At 67.2% G+C, this 16,537-nt stretch carries 15 protein-coding genes and 1 pseudogene; 5 read left to right on the plus strand and 11 right to left on the minus strand.

Annotated elements, in window-relative coordinates:
• Positions 1-2: 2 nt before the first annotated feature.
• The 8 genes from E4O86_RS00635 to E4O86_RS00670 form a co-directional block, all read right to left on the minus strand.
• A complete protein-coding gene (locus E4O86_RS00635; protein ID WP_205520542.1) occupies positions 3-2,333 on the minus strand; it encodes a N,N-dimethylformamidase beta subunit family domain-containing protein in 2,331 nt (776 codons plus the stop codon).
• Between the two features lie 29 nt (positions 2,334-2,362).
• Entirely contained in the window at positions 2,363-2,728 is a 366-nt protein-coding gene (locus tag E4O86_RS00640; RefSeq protein ID WP_161138579.1) for a N,N-dimethylformamidase alpha subunit family protein, read from the minus strand.
• A gap of 4 nt (positions 2,729-2,732) precedes the next feature.
• Complete coding sequence (locus E4O86_RS00645; protein ID WP_161138580.1) at positions 2,733-3,794, minus strand: branched-chain amino acid ABC transporter permease; 1,062 nt, start codon at positions 3,792-3,794, stop codon at positions 2,733-2,735.
• A gap of 4 nt (positions 3,795-3,798) precedes the next feature.
• Positions 3,799-4,713: a branched-chain amino acid ABC transporter permease gene (locus tag E4O86_RS00650; protein WP_161138581.1), complete on the minus strand. Its 915-nt coding sequence runs from the start codon at positions 4,711-4,713 to the stop codon at positions 3,799-3,801.
• A complete protein-coding gene (locus E4O86_RS00655; protein ID WP_161138582.1) occupies positions 4,710-5,450 on the minus strand; it encodes an ABC transporter ATP-binding protein in 741 nt (246 codons plus the stop codon). The genes E4O86_RS00650 and E4O86_RS00655 overlap by 4 nt, the downstream gene beginning before the upstream one ends.
• A gap of 1 nt (position 5,451) precedes the next feature.
• Positions 5,452-6,180, minus strand: coding sequence for an ABC transporter ATP-binding protein (locus tag E4O86_RS00660; protein ID WP_161138583.1), 729 nt, complete (start codon positions 6,178-6,180; stop codon positions 5,452-5,454).
• Between the two features lie 34 nt (positions 6,181-6,214).
• Entirely contained in the window at positions 6,215-7,426 is a 1,212-nt protein-coding gene (locus E4O86_RS00665) for an ABC transporter substrate-binding protein (RefSeq protein ID WP_161138584.1), read from the minus strand.
• Positions 7,427-7,712: 286 nt separating this feature from the next.
• The gene (locus E4O86_RS00670; RefSeq protein ID WP_161138585.1) at positions 7,713-9,317 is read right to left on the minus strand and encodes a gamma-glutamyltransferase family protein; all 1,605 of its coding nucleotides are present in this window, start codon (positions 9,315-9,317) and stop codon (positions 7,713-7,715) included.
• Positions 9,318-9,592: 275 nt separating this feature from the next.
• On the opposite strand from E4O86_RS00670, the gene E4O86_RS00675 reads away from it, so the two are divergent.
• On the plus strand, positions 9,593-10,729 hold the full coding sequence (locus E4O86_RS00675; protein ID WP_161138586.1) for an ornithine cyclodeaminase family protein: 1,137 nt from the start codon (positions 9,593-9,595) through the stop codon (positions 10,727-10,729).
• A gap of 43 nt (positions 10,730-10,772) precedes the next feature.
• Here the strand turns inward: E4O86_RS00675 and E4O86_RS00680 are convergent, their stop codons facing one another.
• On the minus strand, positions 10,773-12,116 hold the full coding sequence (locus tag E4O86_RS00680; protein ID WP_161138587.1) for an NAD(P)/FAD-dependent oxidoreductase: 1,344 nt from the start codon (positions 12,114-12,116) through the stop codon (positions 10,773-10,775).
• Positions 12,117-12,136: 20 nt separating this feature from the next.
• On the opposite strand from E4O86_RS00680, the gene E4O86_RS00685 reads away from it, so the two are divergent.
• Positions 12,137-13,345: an AraC family transcriptional regulator gene (locus E4O86_RS00685; protein ID WP_161138588.1), complete on the plus strand. Its 1,209-nt coding sequence runs from the start codon at positions 12,137-12,139 to the stop codon at positions 13,343-13,345.
• A 26-nt stretch (positions 13,346-13,371) separates the two neighbouring features.
• Here E4O86_RS00685 and E4O86_RS00690 read toward each other — a convergent pair whose 3' ends face one another.
• Together E4O86_RS00690 and E4O86_RS00695 are read right to left on the minus strand one after the other, a co-directional pair.
• Positions 13,372-14,022, minus strand: coding sequence for a helix-turn-helix domain-containing protein (locus E4O86_RS00690; RefSeq protein WP_161138589.1), 651 nt, complete (start codon positions 14,020-14,022; stop codon positions 13,372-13,374).
• A gap of 176 nt (positions 14,023-14,198) precedes the next feature.
• A pseudogene (locus E4O86_RS00695) lies at positions 14,199-14,587 on the minus strand (DDE-type integrase/transposase/recombinase); the annotation flags it as partial.
• A gap of 288 nt (positions 14,588-14,875) precedes the next feature.
• Here E4O86_RS00695 and E4O86_RS00700 point away from each other — a divergent pair.
• The 3 genes from E4O86_RS00700 to E4O86_RS00710 are packed head-to-tail and all read left to right on the plus strand — an operon-like array spanning position 14,876 to position 16,534.
• Positions 14,876-15,406 (plus strand): ABC transporter substrate-binding protein, encoded by a 531-nt coding sequence (locus E4O86_RS00700; RefSeq protein WP_246206039.1) that lies wholly within the window; start codon positions 14,876-14,878, stop codon positions 15,404-15,406.
• The gene (locus tag E4O86_RS00705; protein WP_161138591.1) at positions 15,403-15,663 is read left to right on the plus strand and encodes an ATP-binding cassette domain-containing protein; all 261 of its coding nucleotides are present in this window, start codon (positions 15,403-15,405) and stop codon (positions 15,661-15,663) included. Before E4O86_RS00700 ends, E4O86_RS00705 begins: the two co-directional genes overlap by 4 nt.
• A gap of 13 nt (positions 15,664-15,676) precedes the next feature.
• Positions 15,677-16,534 carry an aspartate/glutamate racemase family protein gene (locus tag E4O86_RS00710; protein WP_161138592.1) on the plus strand — a complete coding sequence of 286 codons (858 nt, stop codon included), beginning with the start codon at positions 15,677-15,679 and terminating at the stop codon, positions 16,532-16,534.
• Positions 16,535-16,537 lie beyond the last annotated feature (3 nt).

The following is a 16,537-nucleotide window of genomic DNA, read 5'->3' on the forward strand; positions in this document are numbered from 1 at the left end:
GGCTAGCGGGCATCGGCCGCTCCCGTGATGTCGGGCAGTCCGCCGTCGCTCAGGAACCCGTTGACGACATTGGCCATGATCCGCGAGACGGCATTGTCGAAATCGTTCCAGGGCAAGGCCCCCGCCCAGGCGATGGAGCTCGCGGAAAACACCGCCCCGCCATTTGCGGTGCGGAAATACACCATGTCGCACCGCACCTGCGGATGCTCGTCGCCGCCCAGGCCGGGATGGCTGAAGAAAATCTCCTCCTGCACCAGCGGCCAGTTCGATGTCAGCGGCTCGGACGAGGCGAGAACCACCGCGCCGGGCGGCGAGCCGAGGGCCGCGTCGTAACGGTCGATCTCAAGGCCCACCACCCCACCGTGGATCAGGCCGAAATCGCCGATCAACTCGCCCTCGACCCCCTCCAGAATCCAGGCGACCTCGGGGGCGAAGCTGGCCGGCATCCGGCGAAACGGGACCGAGATGTCCATTCCTTCGGACGCGAAGCCCACGCCCACCAGCTTCTGCGGCGCCCGGTTGCGGTGCCGCCACAGCCCGCCGGGCTCGCCGGTGGTGACGAGATAGCCTTCGCCGGGACGGCATTGCCAGGCCCGCGAACCGGCCTCGCGGCGGCGTATTTCCATCACCCACGGCTCTTCCGGGCGGAAGGCAACGACCCAGTACAGGCCGTTGCCCGACAGATAGAGGATGCGCCCGCCCCCCGCGCTGAAATCCTCGATCGCGTCGAGCATCGGCTCGGACGCATATTCGGCGTGGCTGCCGGTGATCAGCACCCGGTAGCCGTCGAGCGCCGCCCGCCCCTCGCGGTCGAGGTCCTCGTCGGTGATCACGTCATAAGCGTGGCCGGACTGCTCCAGCCAGGCGATGATCGACAGGTCGGCTCCCAGCCCCCAGGGCGCGGCAACGCCGGGAAAGCGGTAGTCGGGCTGCATGGTGAAGATCGGCCGGCGATAGGAGGTGTAGCAGACCCCCGCGCCGTCGCGATGGACATCATAGGCCGAGAGGCCGAACAGATAGTTGTTCTCGCAGGCCTCGATATCGGCGCGGGCGAGGATCGGAGACCGCCCCATCAGCGCCTGCCCGATATCGCCTTCCATGCTGCGCGGTCCGTTGGCATAGGCCATGTAGGTCGCGGTCGGCAGCAGGAAGCAGATCGGCGCCGAGCGCCGCGCGGGACGAACACAGAAAACCGCGCGTTCGGTCACCCCGCCATGGCGAAGACGCAGGGCATAGACGCCGCTGCGCAGGTCGGCGGAAAGCTGCAACGTGACCGTCGGCGGCCACAGGCAGTCGGCAAGCGCGTCGTCGTGGAACTCGATCCCGCCATATTGCTCGGGCGCCAGCCGAAAGCTGTCCACGCACCCGTCCCAGTTCCACCCGGTCTGGCCGCGCACGGGCCGGTTCACCCCGACCAGATCGAGCGAGGAAGGGCCGAGGTCGCGCACCACATCGCCGATTCCGCCGGGCCCGTAGCCGGCCGTCGTGTCCCAGAACGCGAGGGTTCGGGCGGCTTCGAGTGGGGTGCCTGCGGCGAGGGCCTCGCGCACGCCCTTGTCCGCGCCGCCGCGTATCAGGCCGAAACGGTCGATCTTGCCATTGTACAGGCACTCGATCGGCCCGCCCTCCGCGGGGCGTCCGCCGACGAGCACCGTTCCGGGACCGGGCGCGGCCGTCCACGCCTCGAGCGGCCCCGCCGCGTCGGGCGGGTCCTGCCGGGGCACGGCGCGCGACCAGAGCCCGTTGGCCCGGCCGGGCAGATGCCGCGAGGCAAGGACCACCTGCCCCCCCGCCGGATCGATATCCGCCGTCACCAGATACCAGCAATGCGCCAGCACGGGCTGCGGCTGGCCGAGCACGCGGCGCCAGCCCTGCGCATCATGCCTGAAGAAAGCGAGGCAGCCCTGTTCGTCCAGACACAGCGCGTAGCCGGCAGGCTCGCCCCCGTCGCGCAGATAGGAGACGAGCGTCTGGACGCCCGCGCCGGGAAGCGCCGGATGGATATAGGCCCAGAGGGTGAAGCGCTCCTGCGGCAGGAGTGCGCCGCCGGCATCCGTGCCGCGCAGCACGTTGCCGCGCGGTACGTCCCGCCACGACACCGCGAGCCGGCCGTTTGCGGGGCAGTCGATCTCCTCCTCGCGAAAGCCGGGGCCGGCCGGATGGACATCGCCATGCAGCAACCGGACGAGTTGCGCCTCGACTTCCGACGTGCCGGCCGCGCTGACCATCACATCGAGCGCCTCGCCCGCCCGGACGCTGATGCGCGCGACATAGGCATGAATGTGGACCGGCCCGCTCGAAAGCCGCTCGCCGGGCATGGGATCGCCGGGCATGGGATCGCGGGGCATGGGACTGGCCCCGCTCATCGGTCGGTCTCCATGAGCTCGGCAATGCGCATCAGGAAAATCGCGTGGCTGGCGGCGGCGATGGTCGCATGGCCTTCGGTGCTGGCGAACACCGGCGCCTCGCCCCGCCGCCCGGAAAGCCGGACCACGCGATAAAGCGCGAACGGCTCCTCGGCATAGATCGCGAGCTTGCCGGCCATGGGCGCTCGGCGCAGATAATTGAGAACGGCGGAAAGCTCGCGGCTATGCGGCCCCTCCGGCGCGCGCGCGTGCTCCTCGATCAGTTCGGGCGTCACAAGACCGCGCATGCGCGCGCGGATCGCGATGTCGAACGCCCGCAGGCTGGCCGCGACGGGATCGCCGGTCGAGGAGGCGCTGCCCATGACGCTAGTCGCTCCCCACACGGCTCGCCGGGGCGGCCTCGATCCGGCGGCGCGGCCAGGAGAACTCGCGCGCGCCCATCAGCCCGTTGGCGCGCATCAGCAGCAGCACCAGCATGATGAGGCCGAGCGCGACCTCCTGACTGCCGGGCGGAATGCTGATCGAGAGCCCTCCGATGTCGATGCCGGCCTCGACCCGGCGCAGGATGTCCGTCACGGCCGACAGCACAACCGTCCCGACCACGGCGCCCGACAGGCTGCGCATCCCGCCGACCACCAGCATGGCGATCGAGATGAAGGTCATGTCGAAGTAGAACATGTTGACCGAGATCACCCCGACGAAGTGCCCGTACAGCACGCCCGCCGCACCGAGGAAGAAGGCCGACAGCACCCAGGCCAGCAGGCGCTGGAACGCGACGTTCACCCCGCCCGCACGCGCCGCCACCTCGTCCTCGCGCGAGGCGCGCAGCGAGAGGCCGAAGCGGGAATTCTGGAACAGGTAGGCCGCAAGGATGGTCGCCGCCGCCCAGCCAAACGCCACCCATATCGTGACGTAGAGCGGCAGGCCGACCACCGATAGCAGCCCGAGCGTAACCGTCGTCCAGTTGGAATAGACGACGTAGACGATCGACAGGAACGCCAGAGTCGCGATGCTGGCCGGGATGCCCGACAGGCGCAGGATCGGCAGGCCCACGATCAGCGCGACCATAGCCGCCAGCAGCGAGGAGGTCAGCGCGGCCGCGAACACCGGATAGGTGTTGTAGCGCAGGAAGTCCGGCAGACCGGTCATGCTCATCGGCTTCATAGCCTTGCAGCAGGTTTGCCAGGCCGAGGCATAGGCGCCGATCATCACGAAGGCGATCGAGCCGAACGAGACCACGCCGGAATTGCCGATGAAGATGTAGAGCGCCACCACGATCACGATACGGATCAGGATTTCCGTGACGGTGCGGATGAGCGGCTTGTCGCCGATCGCCTGAACGGCGAGGCACACCAGCAGCGCGCCCCCCAGCAGGACGATGAGCGTGAAGTGGCGCTTCAGGAAATCGGCCACGATCGACCCTCGCATGGCGTCACACCCTCTCCTTCTGCGAGCGCAGGCTGATGAGGCCGTTGGGCCGCACGAGAAGCATGAGAATGACGATGGCGAACACGAAGGCATCCCGGTTCGGCCGCATCGCTTCCGGCAGGATGAACTGCATGAAAGCGCTCACCACTCCGACCAGGAAGCCGCCGAGGATGGCGCCGACCATGCTGCCCATTCCGCCGATCACCGTCGCGATGAAGCCGATCGTGACCAGCGGCGCGGCCATGCGCGGCGCCAGCGCGCCGGTTCGCACCATCAGGAAGAACGAAACCACGGCCGCCAGCACGCCGCTGACCGCGAAGGCGGTGGCGATCACCGTGTTGCCGCGGACGCCGAGCATCCGCGCCATACGGAAATCTTGCGTAGCGGCGCGCATTTGCACGCCCATGCGGGTACGCGTCATGAACAGCGCGACGGCGATCAGCAGCACGATGGTGGTGGAGATGGTCACGATGTCGATCCACGACGTGCGCAGCGGACCGAAGGCGAACTCGCCGTTCAGCGACGCCCCGATCTGGATGCTCTTGGGCCGGCCGCCATAGATCAGCAGGATCAGGTACTGGAGGAAGAAGCTCAGGGAGAAGGAAGCGACGAGCAGGGTCGAGGGGTCGGCATGGCGCAGCGGGCGGAAGATGATCCGCTCGGTGATCAGCGCCACCACGGCGACGATCAGGCACATGGTCGGCACCATGAGCCAGATCGGCAGCGCGCCGATGAAAAGCTGCGGGATGACCGCGCCCGACGGGACGATCAGGGCGTAGGCGCCGATGGTGATGAACTCGCCATGCGCGAAGTTGACCAGCTTCATCACGCCCCAGAGCAGGCCGACACCCAGCGCGGCAAGCGCATAGAGGCTGCCGAGGCTGGCGGCATCGACGCAGATTTGCAGGAAGGTCGTCATGGCTGCACCACCCCGGGCGTGTGCGCGTGGCTGGAGAAGCCGAAATAGGCGTCTTCCAGAACGGCGCGCGAATGCTGAAGGTCGGCGATCCGCCCGCCCGCCCGGAGCTGTCCCTCGCGCAGAATCAGCAGTCGGTCGAAGAAGGACAGCGCGCGCGTCAGGCTCTGCTCGACGATGAGCATGGTCATGCCCTGCGCTCGCAATTCGGTCAGATAGGCGTAGACGTTGTTGACCATCATCGGGGCGAGGCCGAGCGAGGGCTCGTCGATCAGCAGCAATCGCGGCCGGGTCATCAGCGCGCGGGCGATGGCGAGCTGCTGCTGCTCGCCTCCCGAGAGCTTGCCCGCGCTCATGTGGCGGCGCTCGCCGAGAATCAGGAAGCGCTCGTAGATTTCGTCCCGGTCGCGCAGCAGTGCCGCGCGGTCGCGGCGCAGCATGGTGCCGAGCAGCAGGTTCTCCTCGACCGTGAGCGCGGGAAAGATGCCGCGCCCCTCCGGCACCAGGGAGAGGCCGAGGCGACACACCTGCTCGGGTACCAACCCGGCGAGGCTCCTGCCCTCGAACTCGATGCCGCCGCGAAACCGCAACGCGCCCGCGATCGCCAGCATGGTCGAGGACTTGCCGGCTCCGTTCGGACCGACGATGGCCACGCTCTCGCCGGCGCCGACCTCGAAACTCAAGCCGCGCACGGCCTGCGCACGGCCGTAGCTGACGCCAAGATCGGTCACTTTCAGCATGTCAGGCGACCTCTTCGCCAAGATAGGCGGCGCGCACGGCGGGATCGGCGCTGACGGCGGCCGGGGTGCCCTCGGCGATCTTCCTGCCGAAATCGATGACCGCGATGCGGTCGCAGACGTTCATGACCACGCGCATATTGTGCTCGATCAGCAGGACGCTGCAGCCGAACCGGCCGGGAATGTCCCGGATGAGCCGCATCAGCTCGTCGCATTCCTCCTCGTTCATCCCGGCGGCCGGCTCGTCCAGCAGGATGAATTTCGGCCCGGCGGCGAGGGCGCGCCCGATGCCAATGCGCCGCTCATCGCCATAGGACAGGCCGTCGGCGCGCCATTCGGCCATGTGCGACAGGCCGAGCCATGCCAGGATGGCGTCCGCCCGCTCGCGCGCCGCCCGCGAGCTCAGCCCGCAGCCGACGCCATAGGCGTGAAGATTGGCGTGCACGGTGAAGTCGCGGAACAGGCGCACGGCCTGGAAGGTCCGGGCGACGCCGAGCCGCGCGATCGTGTGCGCGGCCCGGTCCGAGATCACCGCGCCGTCGAGCAGGATTTCTCCCTCGCTCGGCTTCTGGAAACCTGAAATCACGTTGACCAGCGTGGTCTTACCGGCCCCGTTGGGGCCGATAAGACCGAAGATCCGCCCGGACTCCAGCACGAAGGACACGTCCTTGAGTGCGACGACTCCATCGAAGCGCACCGTGATGCTGCGCAGTTCCAAGGTGGTGAAGGTCATGCCGGGCTCCGTCCCGTCACGCGACGGGTTCAGCTCACTCGCTGAACAGCACCTCGAAGGGCACGGGCGTCTCGTTCATGTAGTATTCGCCGGTCGACTTCATCTTGCCGTTCTGGACTTCCATCATCAGGCCGCGCACGCGGGTCTGGATGTGAATGTCCGGCGTGAAGCTGCGCGGACCGATCAGGAGAGGCTCGTCCTTGAACTTGTTGAGCTCGGCGGCGACCGCCTCGGAATCGGTGGTGCCGGCCCGCTCGACCGCCCGCTGGTAGCCCTGCATCAGGCTGTAGCCCATGAGCGCGAAGCTGCTGGTCGGGCGGCGACCATTGGCCTTCTCGAAGCTCTCCATGAAGGCGCGCACGTCGGGATTGGGGTCGTCGCCGAAGATCGAAGCGTGCACCGGCAGATAGAAATCCGAGAGATCGGGAAGGCTCGGCAGCCAATAATCGCCATCCGCGCCCATGCTGGTCATCAGCGGGGTGGTGATGCCGGCCGCGCGAAGCTGGCGGATGATGGAAGGCATCGCCGTCACGGTGGAGCACAGCAGGATGACGTCCGGCTTCTCGGGCAGCGCCTTGATGCGGGTGATCTGCACGGCGATGGAGGTATCGGCCACCTTGTAGGTGTCCTCGCCGAGGAACTTCGTGCCCGGCAGTTCCTTCCAGTGGTGCTGGAACCCCGAGCATTCGGCGCGGGTATAGGTATAATCAGTCTCCTTCAGCGCATAGGCGCTGTTCCAGCCCTTCTTGTTCTTGGCCCACTCCGCGAGCAGGTAGCTTTCGGCCTGGACCGCGACGGAGATGGTGTAGACCAGCGGGCCGACACCCTGCGGACCCCATTTCGGCGAACCCGAGCAGATCGACATGGCGAGGATGCCGGCGTTCTGCGCGGCCAGCGCCGCAGGGGCGCCCATGTCGAAATCGCAGGACACGATCATGAAGTCGATGCCCTGATCGACCAGCTCGGTGCCGACCTTGGCGGCCTGCGTCGGATCGGTCTTCGTGTCGGCGACCAGCAGCTCGACCTGGCGCCCGAGAATGCCACCCTTGGCATTGATGTCCTTGACCGCCATGCGGACGGCCATGGAGGGATCCTCGTCGAAAGCGGTCATCCAGCCGCTTTGCGCAATCGCCATGCCGATCTTGACGTTGCCACCCTCGGCCATGGCCGGCGGCACCACCGCGACGACGGCCATGGCCGCCCAGGCCATTGCCAGCGACGTCAGTCTACGAAGCCCATTCAACATCTCGGAACCTCTGGTGAGAAGGATTTCAGGAATTTTCGCAATTTTCTTATATTTGCTGATCGGAAATTGTTTTAGGTCTTGAAACGCTGTCAAGAAATTTGTGTTGCAAAACTCATCGATGATAAAATTATGATCACTCGAGTATATTTTTTCATCACCCGGCGGCGCGGCGCCGGTTCGGGCCCTGCGCGAAGGGCTTGTTGCGCGGGGGCCTTGCCGCGCAAAGGGGACCACGCGCAGCCTTGCCGCGCGTGGCGCCTGGCATCGGCCCCTGTGGGTCCGAGCGCTAGTAGCCGATGACCAGACCGTCGCGCCGGCTGTCGCTGCCGCCGACCAGAACGCCCCGCTCGTGATCGATACGAATGGCGTGGCCGCCGCCGAGCGGATGACCCGACACGGCAACCTCGTGGCCTCGCGCGGCAAGATCGCGCCGCTGCGCCTCGCCGAGCACAGCCTCCACCATCAGCACGCTGTCCTGGCACTGGCTGCGCGGCAGGTTCAGCGCTTCCTGCGGGTCCATCTGTTCGCCGAAGATCGCCTGGGCGAGCACCGCATGCCCCACCGGCTGGTAATGGCCGCCGGTCACGCCGAAGCTCAGCATCGGCTGCCCTCCCTTAAGCGCCATGGCGGGGATGATGGTGTGCATCGGCCGGCGCCCGCCGGCGAGACGATTGGGATGGCCCTCAGCGAGCGCGAATCCGGCCCCGCGATTTTGCAGGATGACCCCCGTCTCGGCCTCGCACAGCGTGCTGCCGAAATCGGTATAGATCGATGAGATCAGGCTGACGGTCAGGCCGTCGCGATCGACAACGCTGACATACGACGTGTCCTTGTGATGGGGCACATAATCCCTTGCCCTCAGTCGCCTGGCGGCGCGATCCGGCAAGATGCCGGCGCTAAGCCGCGCAATTGAGGCGTCCGACAGAAGCGCATCCAGGCTCGCCGCGTCAGGATTGCCGTCGGCAATCAGGTCGTCGCGCAGGGCGAAGGCGATCTTGCTGGCCTCGGCGAGAATATGGTGCCCGAGCGCGGAATCGAGGCTCCCGCCCTTGAGCGCCGCCTCGAGCAGCCGGATCAGGATCAGCGCCGCCGCGCCCTGTCCGTTGGGCGGACATTCCGCGAATGTTTGGCCATGGGCCTGCGTCGTCACCGGCTCGACATATTCGCCCCGGTGCCCGGCGAAGTCCTCAAGGCTGTGCAGACCGCCAAGTGCCCGCAATTGCCCCACCAGACGCTCGGCGAAAGCACTCTCGTAGAAGGCGGTGGCGCCCTCCCGCACGATCTCCCGAAACAACGCGGCATAGCCGGGAAGACGCCAGCGCGCACCGAGCGGCGGCGCCGCGCCGTCCTTGAGGAAATGTCGCGCCGCGAGGGGCTGGGCGCGCAGGTCCGGCAGGGCGGCATGCCAGTCGCGCACGATGCGCGGGTGCAGCACGACGCCAGCTTCGGCGGCCTCGATCGCCGGCGCGAACACCCGCGCGCGCTCAAGGCGCCCATAGTCGGCATGCAGCCGGCACCACGCTTCGACCGCGCCGGGAATGGTGACGGAATGCGGGCTGACGCGCGGCACCTCGGCAAAGCCCTGCGCAAGCAGATAGTCTGCGCTCAGCGCCGACGGCGCGGCACCCGAGCCGTTGTAGGCGCGCAGGCCCCCACGCGGATCATGGACCAGCGCGAAGCAGTCGCCCCCCGGTCCCGCCTGCGAGGCCTCGACGACGCTGGTCATCGCCATCGCGGCGATCGCCGCGTCCATCGCGCTGCCGCCGGCGCGCAGCATGTCATAGCCTGCCATCGCGGCCTGGGGATTGGGCGAGACGATCATCGCCTCCCCCGCATAGACGGCCTTCTTGCGGCCATCCTCGAACCAGGGGTCGGGCTTCAGCTCGAACATCGGCTCGGTCCTTCCATTCCAGCGGTCGCTGCCGACTGCTCCTCGCCTCTTGCGGGAGTCGGCGACATATTTCGATTAATAAAATCCTTGTCCGAAAGGAAATTTTTGAAACAGGCCGGCGTGCAGCCGGCACCGGACGCCGGGGCTTGTCGCGAAATATCGAATCAATGGCACCAAAGGCCGTAGCTGCCGGATCGGCGGCCTTGTTTAGTCCCGGAACGCGGCGGTGCCATACGGCGAGCGCGCCTCGGGCGCCGGCAAGGAGAGCAGCGGCGATGGACCAGACAAGAATCGAATTTCTCTATCTGTCCGAACCCGACATGATCCGGGCCGGCGTCACGGACATGGCCGGCTGTGTCGAAGCGATGGAGCAGACGCTGGAGCTGCTTCGCCGCGGCGACTATCGCATGGCGGGCGCCAACAATGCCTCGCATGGCGCGATGATCGGCTTTCCGCAGCATTCGCCCTTTCCGTCTATGCCCAAGCCGACAGCCGATCGCCGCTTCATGGCCATGCCGGCGTATCTGGGCGGGCCTTTCGGCACGACCGGTGTCAAATGGTACGGCTCCAACATCGCCAACCGCGGCAAGGGCCTTCCGCGCTCGATCCTGATGTTCCTGCTCAACGACACCGATACCGGGGCGCCGCTGGCCCTCATGTCGGCCAATCTGCTCTCGGCCTACCGTACCGGGGCGATCGCCGGCGTCGGCGCGCGCTACTTCGCCCGGCCGGATTCGCGCGTCGTCGGCATTCTCGGTCCGGGCGTGATGGCGACGACCACGCTGAGCGCGCTGATCGTGGCGTGCCCAGGCATCGATACGGTGAAGATCAAGGGGCGCGGCCGGAACAGCATCGAGAACTTCCGGCTCTGGCTCGCCGAGCACCATCCGCAGATCACCGCCGTGCACGAGGTGGAGACGCTGGAGGAGGTGGTACGGGACAGCGACATCGTGACCTTCTGCACCTCGGGAGGCGCCGTGCCGCCCTCCGCCTACCACACGGTGCGACGCGAATGGGTCAAGCCCGGCGCCTTTCTCGCCATGCCCGCGCAATGCGGGATGGACGAAGGCATGGAGGCGCCCGAGATCCGCAAGGTGGTCGACTTCATCGAAATGTACGACGCCTGGGCCGAGGAATTTCCCAAGCCGCTGCACGCGGCCGTGCCGGTCATCGGGTGCCGCTTCCTCGACATGATCGACGAGGGCGTGCTCGAGCGCGCGGCGATCGACGACCTGTCGAGCATCGTCGGCGGCGGCTCCGGCGGACGCCGCAGCGACGACGAGATCGCCATCATGTCGATCGGCGGGCTCCCCGTCGAGGACGTGGCCTGGGCCACGGTGATCTACCGCAACGCGTTCGAACGGGGCATCGGCCAGCGCCTGACGCTTTGGGACGCCCCCGTCCTTCGCTGAGGCGTGGAGGCCGACCATGCGCCGGCATGAGCGCGCGCCGTGCTCAGCCACGCCGGGTGATGCCGCTGATGGGAGCGATCCGGCTGCCGTCCGTGAAGCGCGAAAGCCGGAACTCATGCGGATCGACACACGGCGCCGCATTGGTCACGAGGTCCGCGGCCAGCCGCCCGGCCGCCGGGCCGATGCCGAAGCCGTGCCCGGAAAAGCCGGTGGCGAGGAACAGGCCCGGCACGCGATCGACCGGCGAGATCACCGGGATGGCATCGGGCATCACGTCCATCTGCCCGGCCCATCGCTGCGCGATCCTCGCGTTGCGGAAGAACGGATAGACCTTGCGGATGCTTTCCAGAATCGGATCGGTCAGATCGGCGTCCGGCGCCGGGTCGAGCACGCGAACTTGCTCGAAAGGTGTGACCTGATCGGCGCTCCAGCGCCTGCGCAGGCGCATGGCGCGGAAGAAAGCGGGGCCGAAGCTGAGGTTCAGCGAGCGCCATTCGTTTTTGAGCGTGGGAATGAAGGCACGCATCAGGCGCAGCGAGTCCGGCGTGATGTCGTATTTGGTCGCCAGTGCCGAGGAAACCGTGTAGCCGCCGTCGAGACGCTTGGTGAAGGTGAAATCGCTGTGCTTGAGCGTGCCCTCCGGGCCGCCGGGCAAGGGCTCGGTACGCAGGACGCTGCTCTTCACCCAGAGCTGGGGCAGCGCGATGCCCATATTGCCCAGAAACAGCCGCGACCACGCCCCACCCGCCAGCAGGACGGCATCGCAGGCGATGCGCCCCTTCTCGGTCACGACACCCACGATCTTTCCGCCGCCGGTCTCCACCGTGCGCACGGCGCAGGACTGATGAATGCTCGCCCCGAGCCGCTGCGCGGCGCGAGCCAGCGCTGCGCTGGCCTTTTGCGGTTCGGCGCGGCCGTCCTTCGGATTGATCATTGCCCCGAAAATCTTCAGCGCGATACCCGGATAGGGCGCGAGCCCCTCTTGCGCACCGACCATCCGCGCGCCGATCCCGAACGGCTTCTGGTAGTCGACCCAGCCCTGCATGTCGGCCAGCGTCGCCTGCGACGCGCAGGCATAGGTGATGCCGCATTGCCGATAGCCGGTCTCCTCGCCGGTGCGCGCATTGAGCTGCTCCCAGAGCCGGACCGCCTCGATCATCAGCGGCATCTCGCGCGGATCGCGATGCGACAGCCGTACCCAGCCCATGTTGCGGCCCGACTGCTCGCCGCCGACCTTTCCCTTGTCGCATAGCGCGACCTTCAGTCCCCGCTCGGCCAATTCCAGAGCCGCCGATGCGCCGATGATGCCGCCGCCAATGATCACCACATCGACCCGCGCGGGCAGGCTGGCGGCATCGTTTATGGGATCGAGCCGGGGTCCGGGCATCGCAGCACTCCTTGCCTCGAATGCAGCCGACTATCCAAAGCGCGCGCGGCATCGGCTATTGCATATCGCGTCGAACATTCGATGATTTGCGCATGCCCGCGGCCCCGCCGCATGAAAGCATCCGCATGCGCCCGCGAAAGGGATCGGTGAAGATGGATGCACCCGCGATGCCCGCACCGCGCCGGAGTGCGGCGTTTCCGCTGACGGTGCGCGCCGTCGCCCTGCATCCCTGGCTGCGCAGATTCGGCGACGATCCGCTTCTGGCGGCGCGGCTGGAGGCGCATGGCCTCGACCGGGCGCGGCTGCGCGATCCCTATGAGGTCATTCCCCTGATCACCCTGCTCGACCTTCAGGAGGAGGTCGCGGCCCTGGCCGGCGACCCCGTGCTCGGCGCGCGGCTCGGCCAGCAGACCACGCCCGCCGATCTCGGTCCCGCCGGACTGCTGATGCAGCAGTCGGGCTGCATCTGGCGCGGCCTGAATCGCTATGCGGCGAGTGTGGCCGCTCTGCAGAGCGCGACGCTGATGCAGTTCGAGGCGCATGAAGGAGTGCTGTCCTTCTCCTACCAGCTTCATGGGCTCGACATGGCCCGCTGGCCGCAGGATGGCGAACTCACCCTGTCATCCGCCTGCCGGATGATCCGCCATTGCTTCGATCGGCGCTGGCGGCCGCTGGAGGTGCATTTCGCGCACCGCCCGTCGCCCCGGCCCGACCTGCTCCAGCAGATGTTCCGCGCGCCGGTGCTATTCGCTCAGGGCGTCAACCGGCTGCTGTTCTCCGCCGACGGCGTGAACACGGTCCATCGCGAGGAGGATCGCTCGCTCATCGCCGTGATCGAACGCCATGTTGCCGACCTCTCGATGTCGCGTTCGGAGAGTTTCAGCACGGTCGAGCTGGTGCGCGACGTGGTTGCGCGACTGACCGGCCACGCCGAATGCTCGCTCGGGACGGTCGCCGGCGAGCTTGGGCTCACGCCGCGGGCGCTGCAGCGGCGACTGGCGGAAGAGGGCTCGTCGCTCAGGCAGTTGCAGCGCGAGGAACGCCTGCGCATCGTCGAGCGCCAGCTCGCGGATCCGCGCCGCAACCTAGCGCAGATCGCGCAGGCGCTCGGTTATTCCGACGGCACGGTTCTTTGGCGCGCCTACCGCAACTGGACAGGCCGGGCTCCCTCCCGCGACCGCGCCAGGAAGCTCCGCGACCCCGGGACGCCCCATCGCGGGCGGCCCTAGCGCACGCCATCACGAGGCCGGCGCCATTACTCGTCGAGCATCACGTTCAGCCGACCCTTAGCGAAATAGTCGGCCATATCGATATGCTGGTGCGCCTGGGGATCGTAACAAACAGAAACAATCTTCGCAGGCTCTTCGCTACGAGAGCAGTATTTATGGCCCATACTGCTGTCAAAATACATACTCTCTCCCTTTGTCAGGGTTACGGCAGCGTAGAACTCTGTGTAGATATCGACTTCTCCTTCTAAGACAAGTACGAATTCTTCGCCGTCGTGCTTGTTCCAATCCTCAAATTCATCGGGCGACCGCGCAAGCACGGTCATGATCATGGGGATCATCTCCTTGCGGGAGAGTTCCGTGGAATGAGTTTCATAGACGTACTGGTTGCTGCGGTAGATCGGCCCCTCGCCAAGCCGCGTCACCACGCGCCGGCCCGGCGCGAAGCTCTTGTGTCCGGGGTTGATGATTTCTTCGATCGGAATCTCGAGGCCATCGCAGATCTTCTTGAGCGTATAGTACGAAGCCGAGACTTGGCCGTTCTCGATCTTGGAAAGCGTCGAACTGGCAACACCTGTCTGAGCGCTCACGGTGGACAATGTCATCCCCTTGCCGGTACGCCACTCTCGCAGCCTGGCGCCGATGGACTCTTCCGTTGCCTGCTTCTTCGGTGGAGCCATATACCAGAATCCAGAATCTCTCTTTGCGTTCATGTCCCCTATTAGCGCATTCTTTGCGTATCATAAACGATTTTGGTTATCGATGAAGATCCCATATGCTGTTGTTCGCCGGCTAAGGGGGTCGGGATCGCGACCGCAGGGCAGCTCAAAGCCATCCGCTCGGACGATCTCGAGCTACGGTCGCTGCGCGCCGCCGGTATGCCGGCCTCCATCAGCACTTCGGTGAAGCGTGGCCGGTGAACTGGCTGCCCTGGTCGGTGTTGAGGATGCCCGGCCTCCCGAAGCGCGCCATCGCCTCCTGCAGCGCCTCGATGCAGCAGTCCGCCTCCATCGTGTTGGACAGCCGCCAGGCTAGGACCCTGCGGCTGAACCGGTCCAGGACAGCGACAAGGTGGAGGAAGCCGCGCCGCATCGGGATGTAGGTGATATCCGCGCGCCGGACCTGATCAGGGCGATCGACGACGAGACCGCGCAGCAAATGGGGCCAGACCCGGTGCCGGGGATGGCGCACCGTCGCCTTCGGCCGCTGATAGACCGCCGCCAAGCCCATCCTTGCCATCAGGCGGGCGCGCTTCGGCAGCTTCGGCCGAAGCTGCGCGACGACCGCGGCGGGGCAGGCAGCGCCAACGAGGTGTGGGCAGCCAATCACGATCAAGGCCGCGCTATCGGCACTCCGCTCTTCAGAACGAACGGAAGGCTGTCGGCTGTGGACAGTGCGCAGGCCACATGCGAGGATAGCTCGTGATCGCGCTGCGGATGGTCGTGAACGATCGCGAGGCTCCCGAAACTGGACCAGTTCGGCCGGAACGATCGACAGGAAAGCGAGGAGCCCGGGGAACAAGGGAGGTTGGCCATGATGCCTTTGCGCAAGGGCCGTGCCGCCATCGCAAGCGGACAGGCCCGATCCCATCGGCGGCAGACGAAGCGTGCGGTTCCAGGTGCTGTGCTGTCAATCGGGGCGCTGATGCCGGCCGCGCACGCGGACACCTTGCGCATCGGCGCGTTCTATCCGCTCTCCGGCAGTCTCAGCGTTCTCGGCACCGAGGCGCTGGCCGGCGCGCAGGTGGCCGTCGACACGGCCAACGAGCAGGGCGGCGTCGACGGACATGAGATCGAGCTGGTCGTCGCCGACGCCACGAATCCGGCAAACGCCACCAGCGAGGCGCGCCGGCTGGTGACGCGCGAGGGCGTCAGGTTCCCGGTCGGCACGTTCGGCAGCTCGATCCCGCTGGCGATCGCTGGCGCGGCCAACCGCACCGGCTCGGTGACGTTCGACGGCAGCAGCCTGGACGGCATGACGGCGCACGACATCATCGCCGGGTCCGGCCTGCTCCACGTGCCGGAGGGCCGCGAGCCCTTTCCCTTCCTGTCGGGCGCGGCATGACGGGGTGCCCCCGGCTCCTGCTGCTCGACGAGCCCTCGCTCCGGCTGGCGCCGGTGATCGTCCGGACGCCCTGCGAGAAGCTCGCCGAGGTGAACGAAGCCGGCATGACGATCCTGCCATGGCGCAGAACCTCAAGGCCGCGCTCGACCTCGCCGACGGCGGATACGTGCTGGAGAACGGCCGCTTCGTCATGGCGGGGCCGAGCGGCGACCCTCCTGGCCGACGACCGCCTGAGGTCCGCCTATCTCGCCCACTGAAGGGAGACCGATATTGCGCATCTGGCACCAGAGCTTCACCGATCTCGATCGCGTGCCCCTCTACCGCAGGACGCTGGAGGCGCACGGCGCCGCCGTGCTCGATGCCGGCGACACCGTCGCCGTCCACGGCCTGAGGCCGGGCACCTACGGCGACGACTTCGTGCCGATCGACGCCATCCGCCACCGCTATCTGGAGTTCCTCAACGAGGCGCAGATCTGCGAGGCAGCGCTGGCGGCCGAGCGTGCCGGCTACGACGCGATGGCGATCGGATGCTTCTACGACCCCGCCCTGCGCATGGCGCGGTCGCTGGTCGAGATCCCGGTCGTCGGCCTGTCCGAGACCTGCATGCTCGTGGCCTGCTCGCTCGGCAGCAAGTTCGCGCTGGTCGCCCTCAACGAGGACCAGCGGGTGCAGCACGAGGAGCTCGCCGTCGCCTACGGGCTGGAGCGGCGGATGGCCGGCGTCGTCCCGATGGACCCGCCGATCGACGAGTACGTGCTGGAGGACGAGGGCGAGGGCGCGCAGGCGATCGAGGACGGCTTCCGCCGGGCCTGCGCCCGCGCCATGGCGCAGGGCGCGGAGGTCATCATTCCCGGCGACGGCGTGCTCAACGAGTTCGTCTACCGGCGGGGCCTGCTGCAGGTCGAGGGGGCGACCGTCATGGATTCGCTCGGCGTCCTGTTCCGCTACGCCGCCTTCATGGCGGGCACGCAGGCGGCGATGGGCCTCAAGGTCTCCCGCGTTCGCCACTACGCCATGCCCGGCGCCGGGATGCTCGCCCACGCCCGCGCCGTGGCCGGCGCGGCGGCGCTCGACGAGAGCGACTTCTCGGGCGGCCCGGCCCGCCAGCTGCCGACCCCGCATCCTTAGGAA

It is taken from the genome of Propylenella binzhouense (assembly GCF_009866965.1).
In the GTDB taxonomy this organism is placed as follows: Bacteria; Pseudomonadota; Alphaproteobacteria; order Rhizobiales; family Afifellaceae; genus Propylenella; species Propylenella binzhouense.

Coding starts and splice junctions, on each gene's coding strand:
- E4O86_RS00645 (WP_161138580.1), bottom strand. CDS start 3,794: ATGCGAGGGTCGATCGTGGCCGATTTCCTGAAGCGCCACTTCACGCTC.
- E4O86_RS00655 (WP_161138582.1), bottom strand. CDS start 5,450: ATGCTGAAAGTGACCGATCTTGGCGTCAGCTACGGCCGTGCGCAGGCC.
- E4O86_RS00665 (WP_161138584.1), bottom strand. CDS start 7,426: ATGTTGAATGGGCTTCGTAGACTGACGTCGCTGGCAATGGCCTGGGCG.
- E4O86_RS00680 (WP_161138587.1), bottom strand. CDS start 12,116: ATGCCCGGACCCCGGCTCGATCCCATAAACGATGCCGCCAGCCTGCCC.
- E4O86_RS00705 (WP_161138591.1), top strand. CDS start 15,403: ATGACGGGGTGCCCCCGGCTCCTGCTGCTCGACGAGCCCTCGCTCCGG.
- E4O86_RS00685 (WP_161138588.1), top strand. CDS start 12,137: ATGCAGCCGACTATCCAAAGCGCGCGCGGCATCGGCTATTGCATATCG.
- E4O86_RS00670 (WP_161138585.1), bottom strand. CDS start 9,317: ATGTTCGAGCTGAAGCCCGACCCCTGGTTCGAGGATGGCCGCAAGAAG.
- E4O86_RS00640 (WP_161138579.1), bottom strand. CDS start 2,728: ATGGGCAGCGCCTCCTCGACCGGCGATCCCGTCGCGGCCAGCCTGCGG.
- E4O86_RS00690 (WP_161138589.1), bottom strand. CDS start 14,022: ATGGCTCCACCGAAGAAGCAGGCAACGGAAGAGTCCATCGGCGCCAGG.
- E4O86_RS00660 (WP_161138583.1), bottom strand. CDS start 6,180: ATGACCTTCACCACCTTGGAACTGCGCAGCATCACGGTGCGCTTCGAT.
- E4O86_RS00650 (WP_161138581.1), bottom strand. CDS start 4,713: ATGACGACCTTCCTGCAAATCTGCGTCGATGCCGCCAGCCTCGGCAGC.
- E4O86_RS00675 (WP_161138586.1), top strand. CDS start 9,593: ATGGACCAGACAAGAATCGAATTTCTCTATCTGTCCGAACCCGACATG.
- E4O86_RS00635 (WP_205520542.1), bottom strand. CDS start 2,333: ATGCCCGGCGATCCCATGCCCGGCGAGCGGCTTTCGAGCGGGCCGGTC.
- E4O86_RS00700 (WP_246206039.1), top strand. CDS start 14,876: ATGATGCCTTTGCGCAAGGGCCGTGCCGCCATCGCAAGCGGACAGGCC.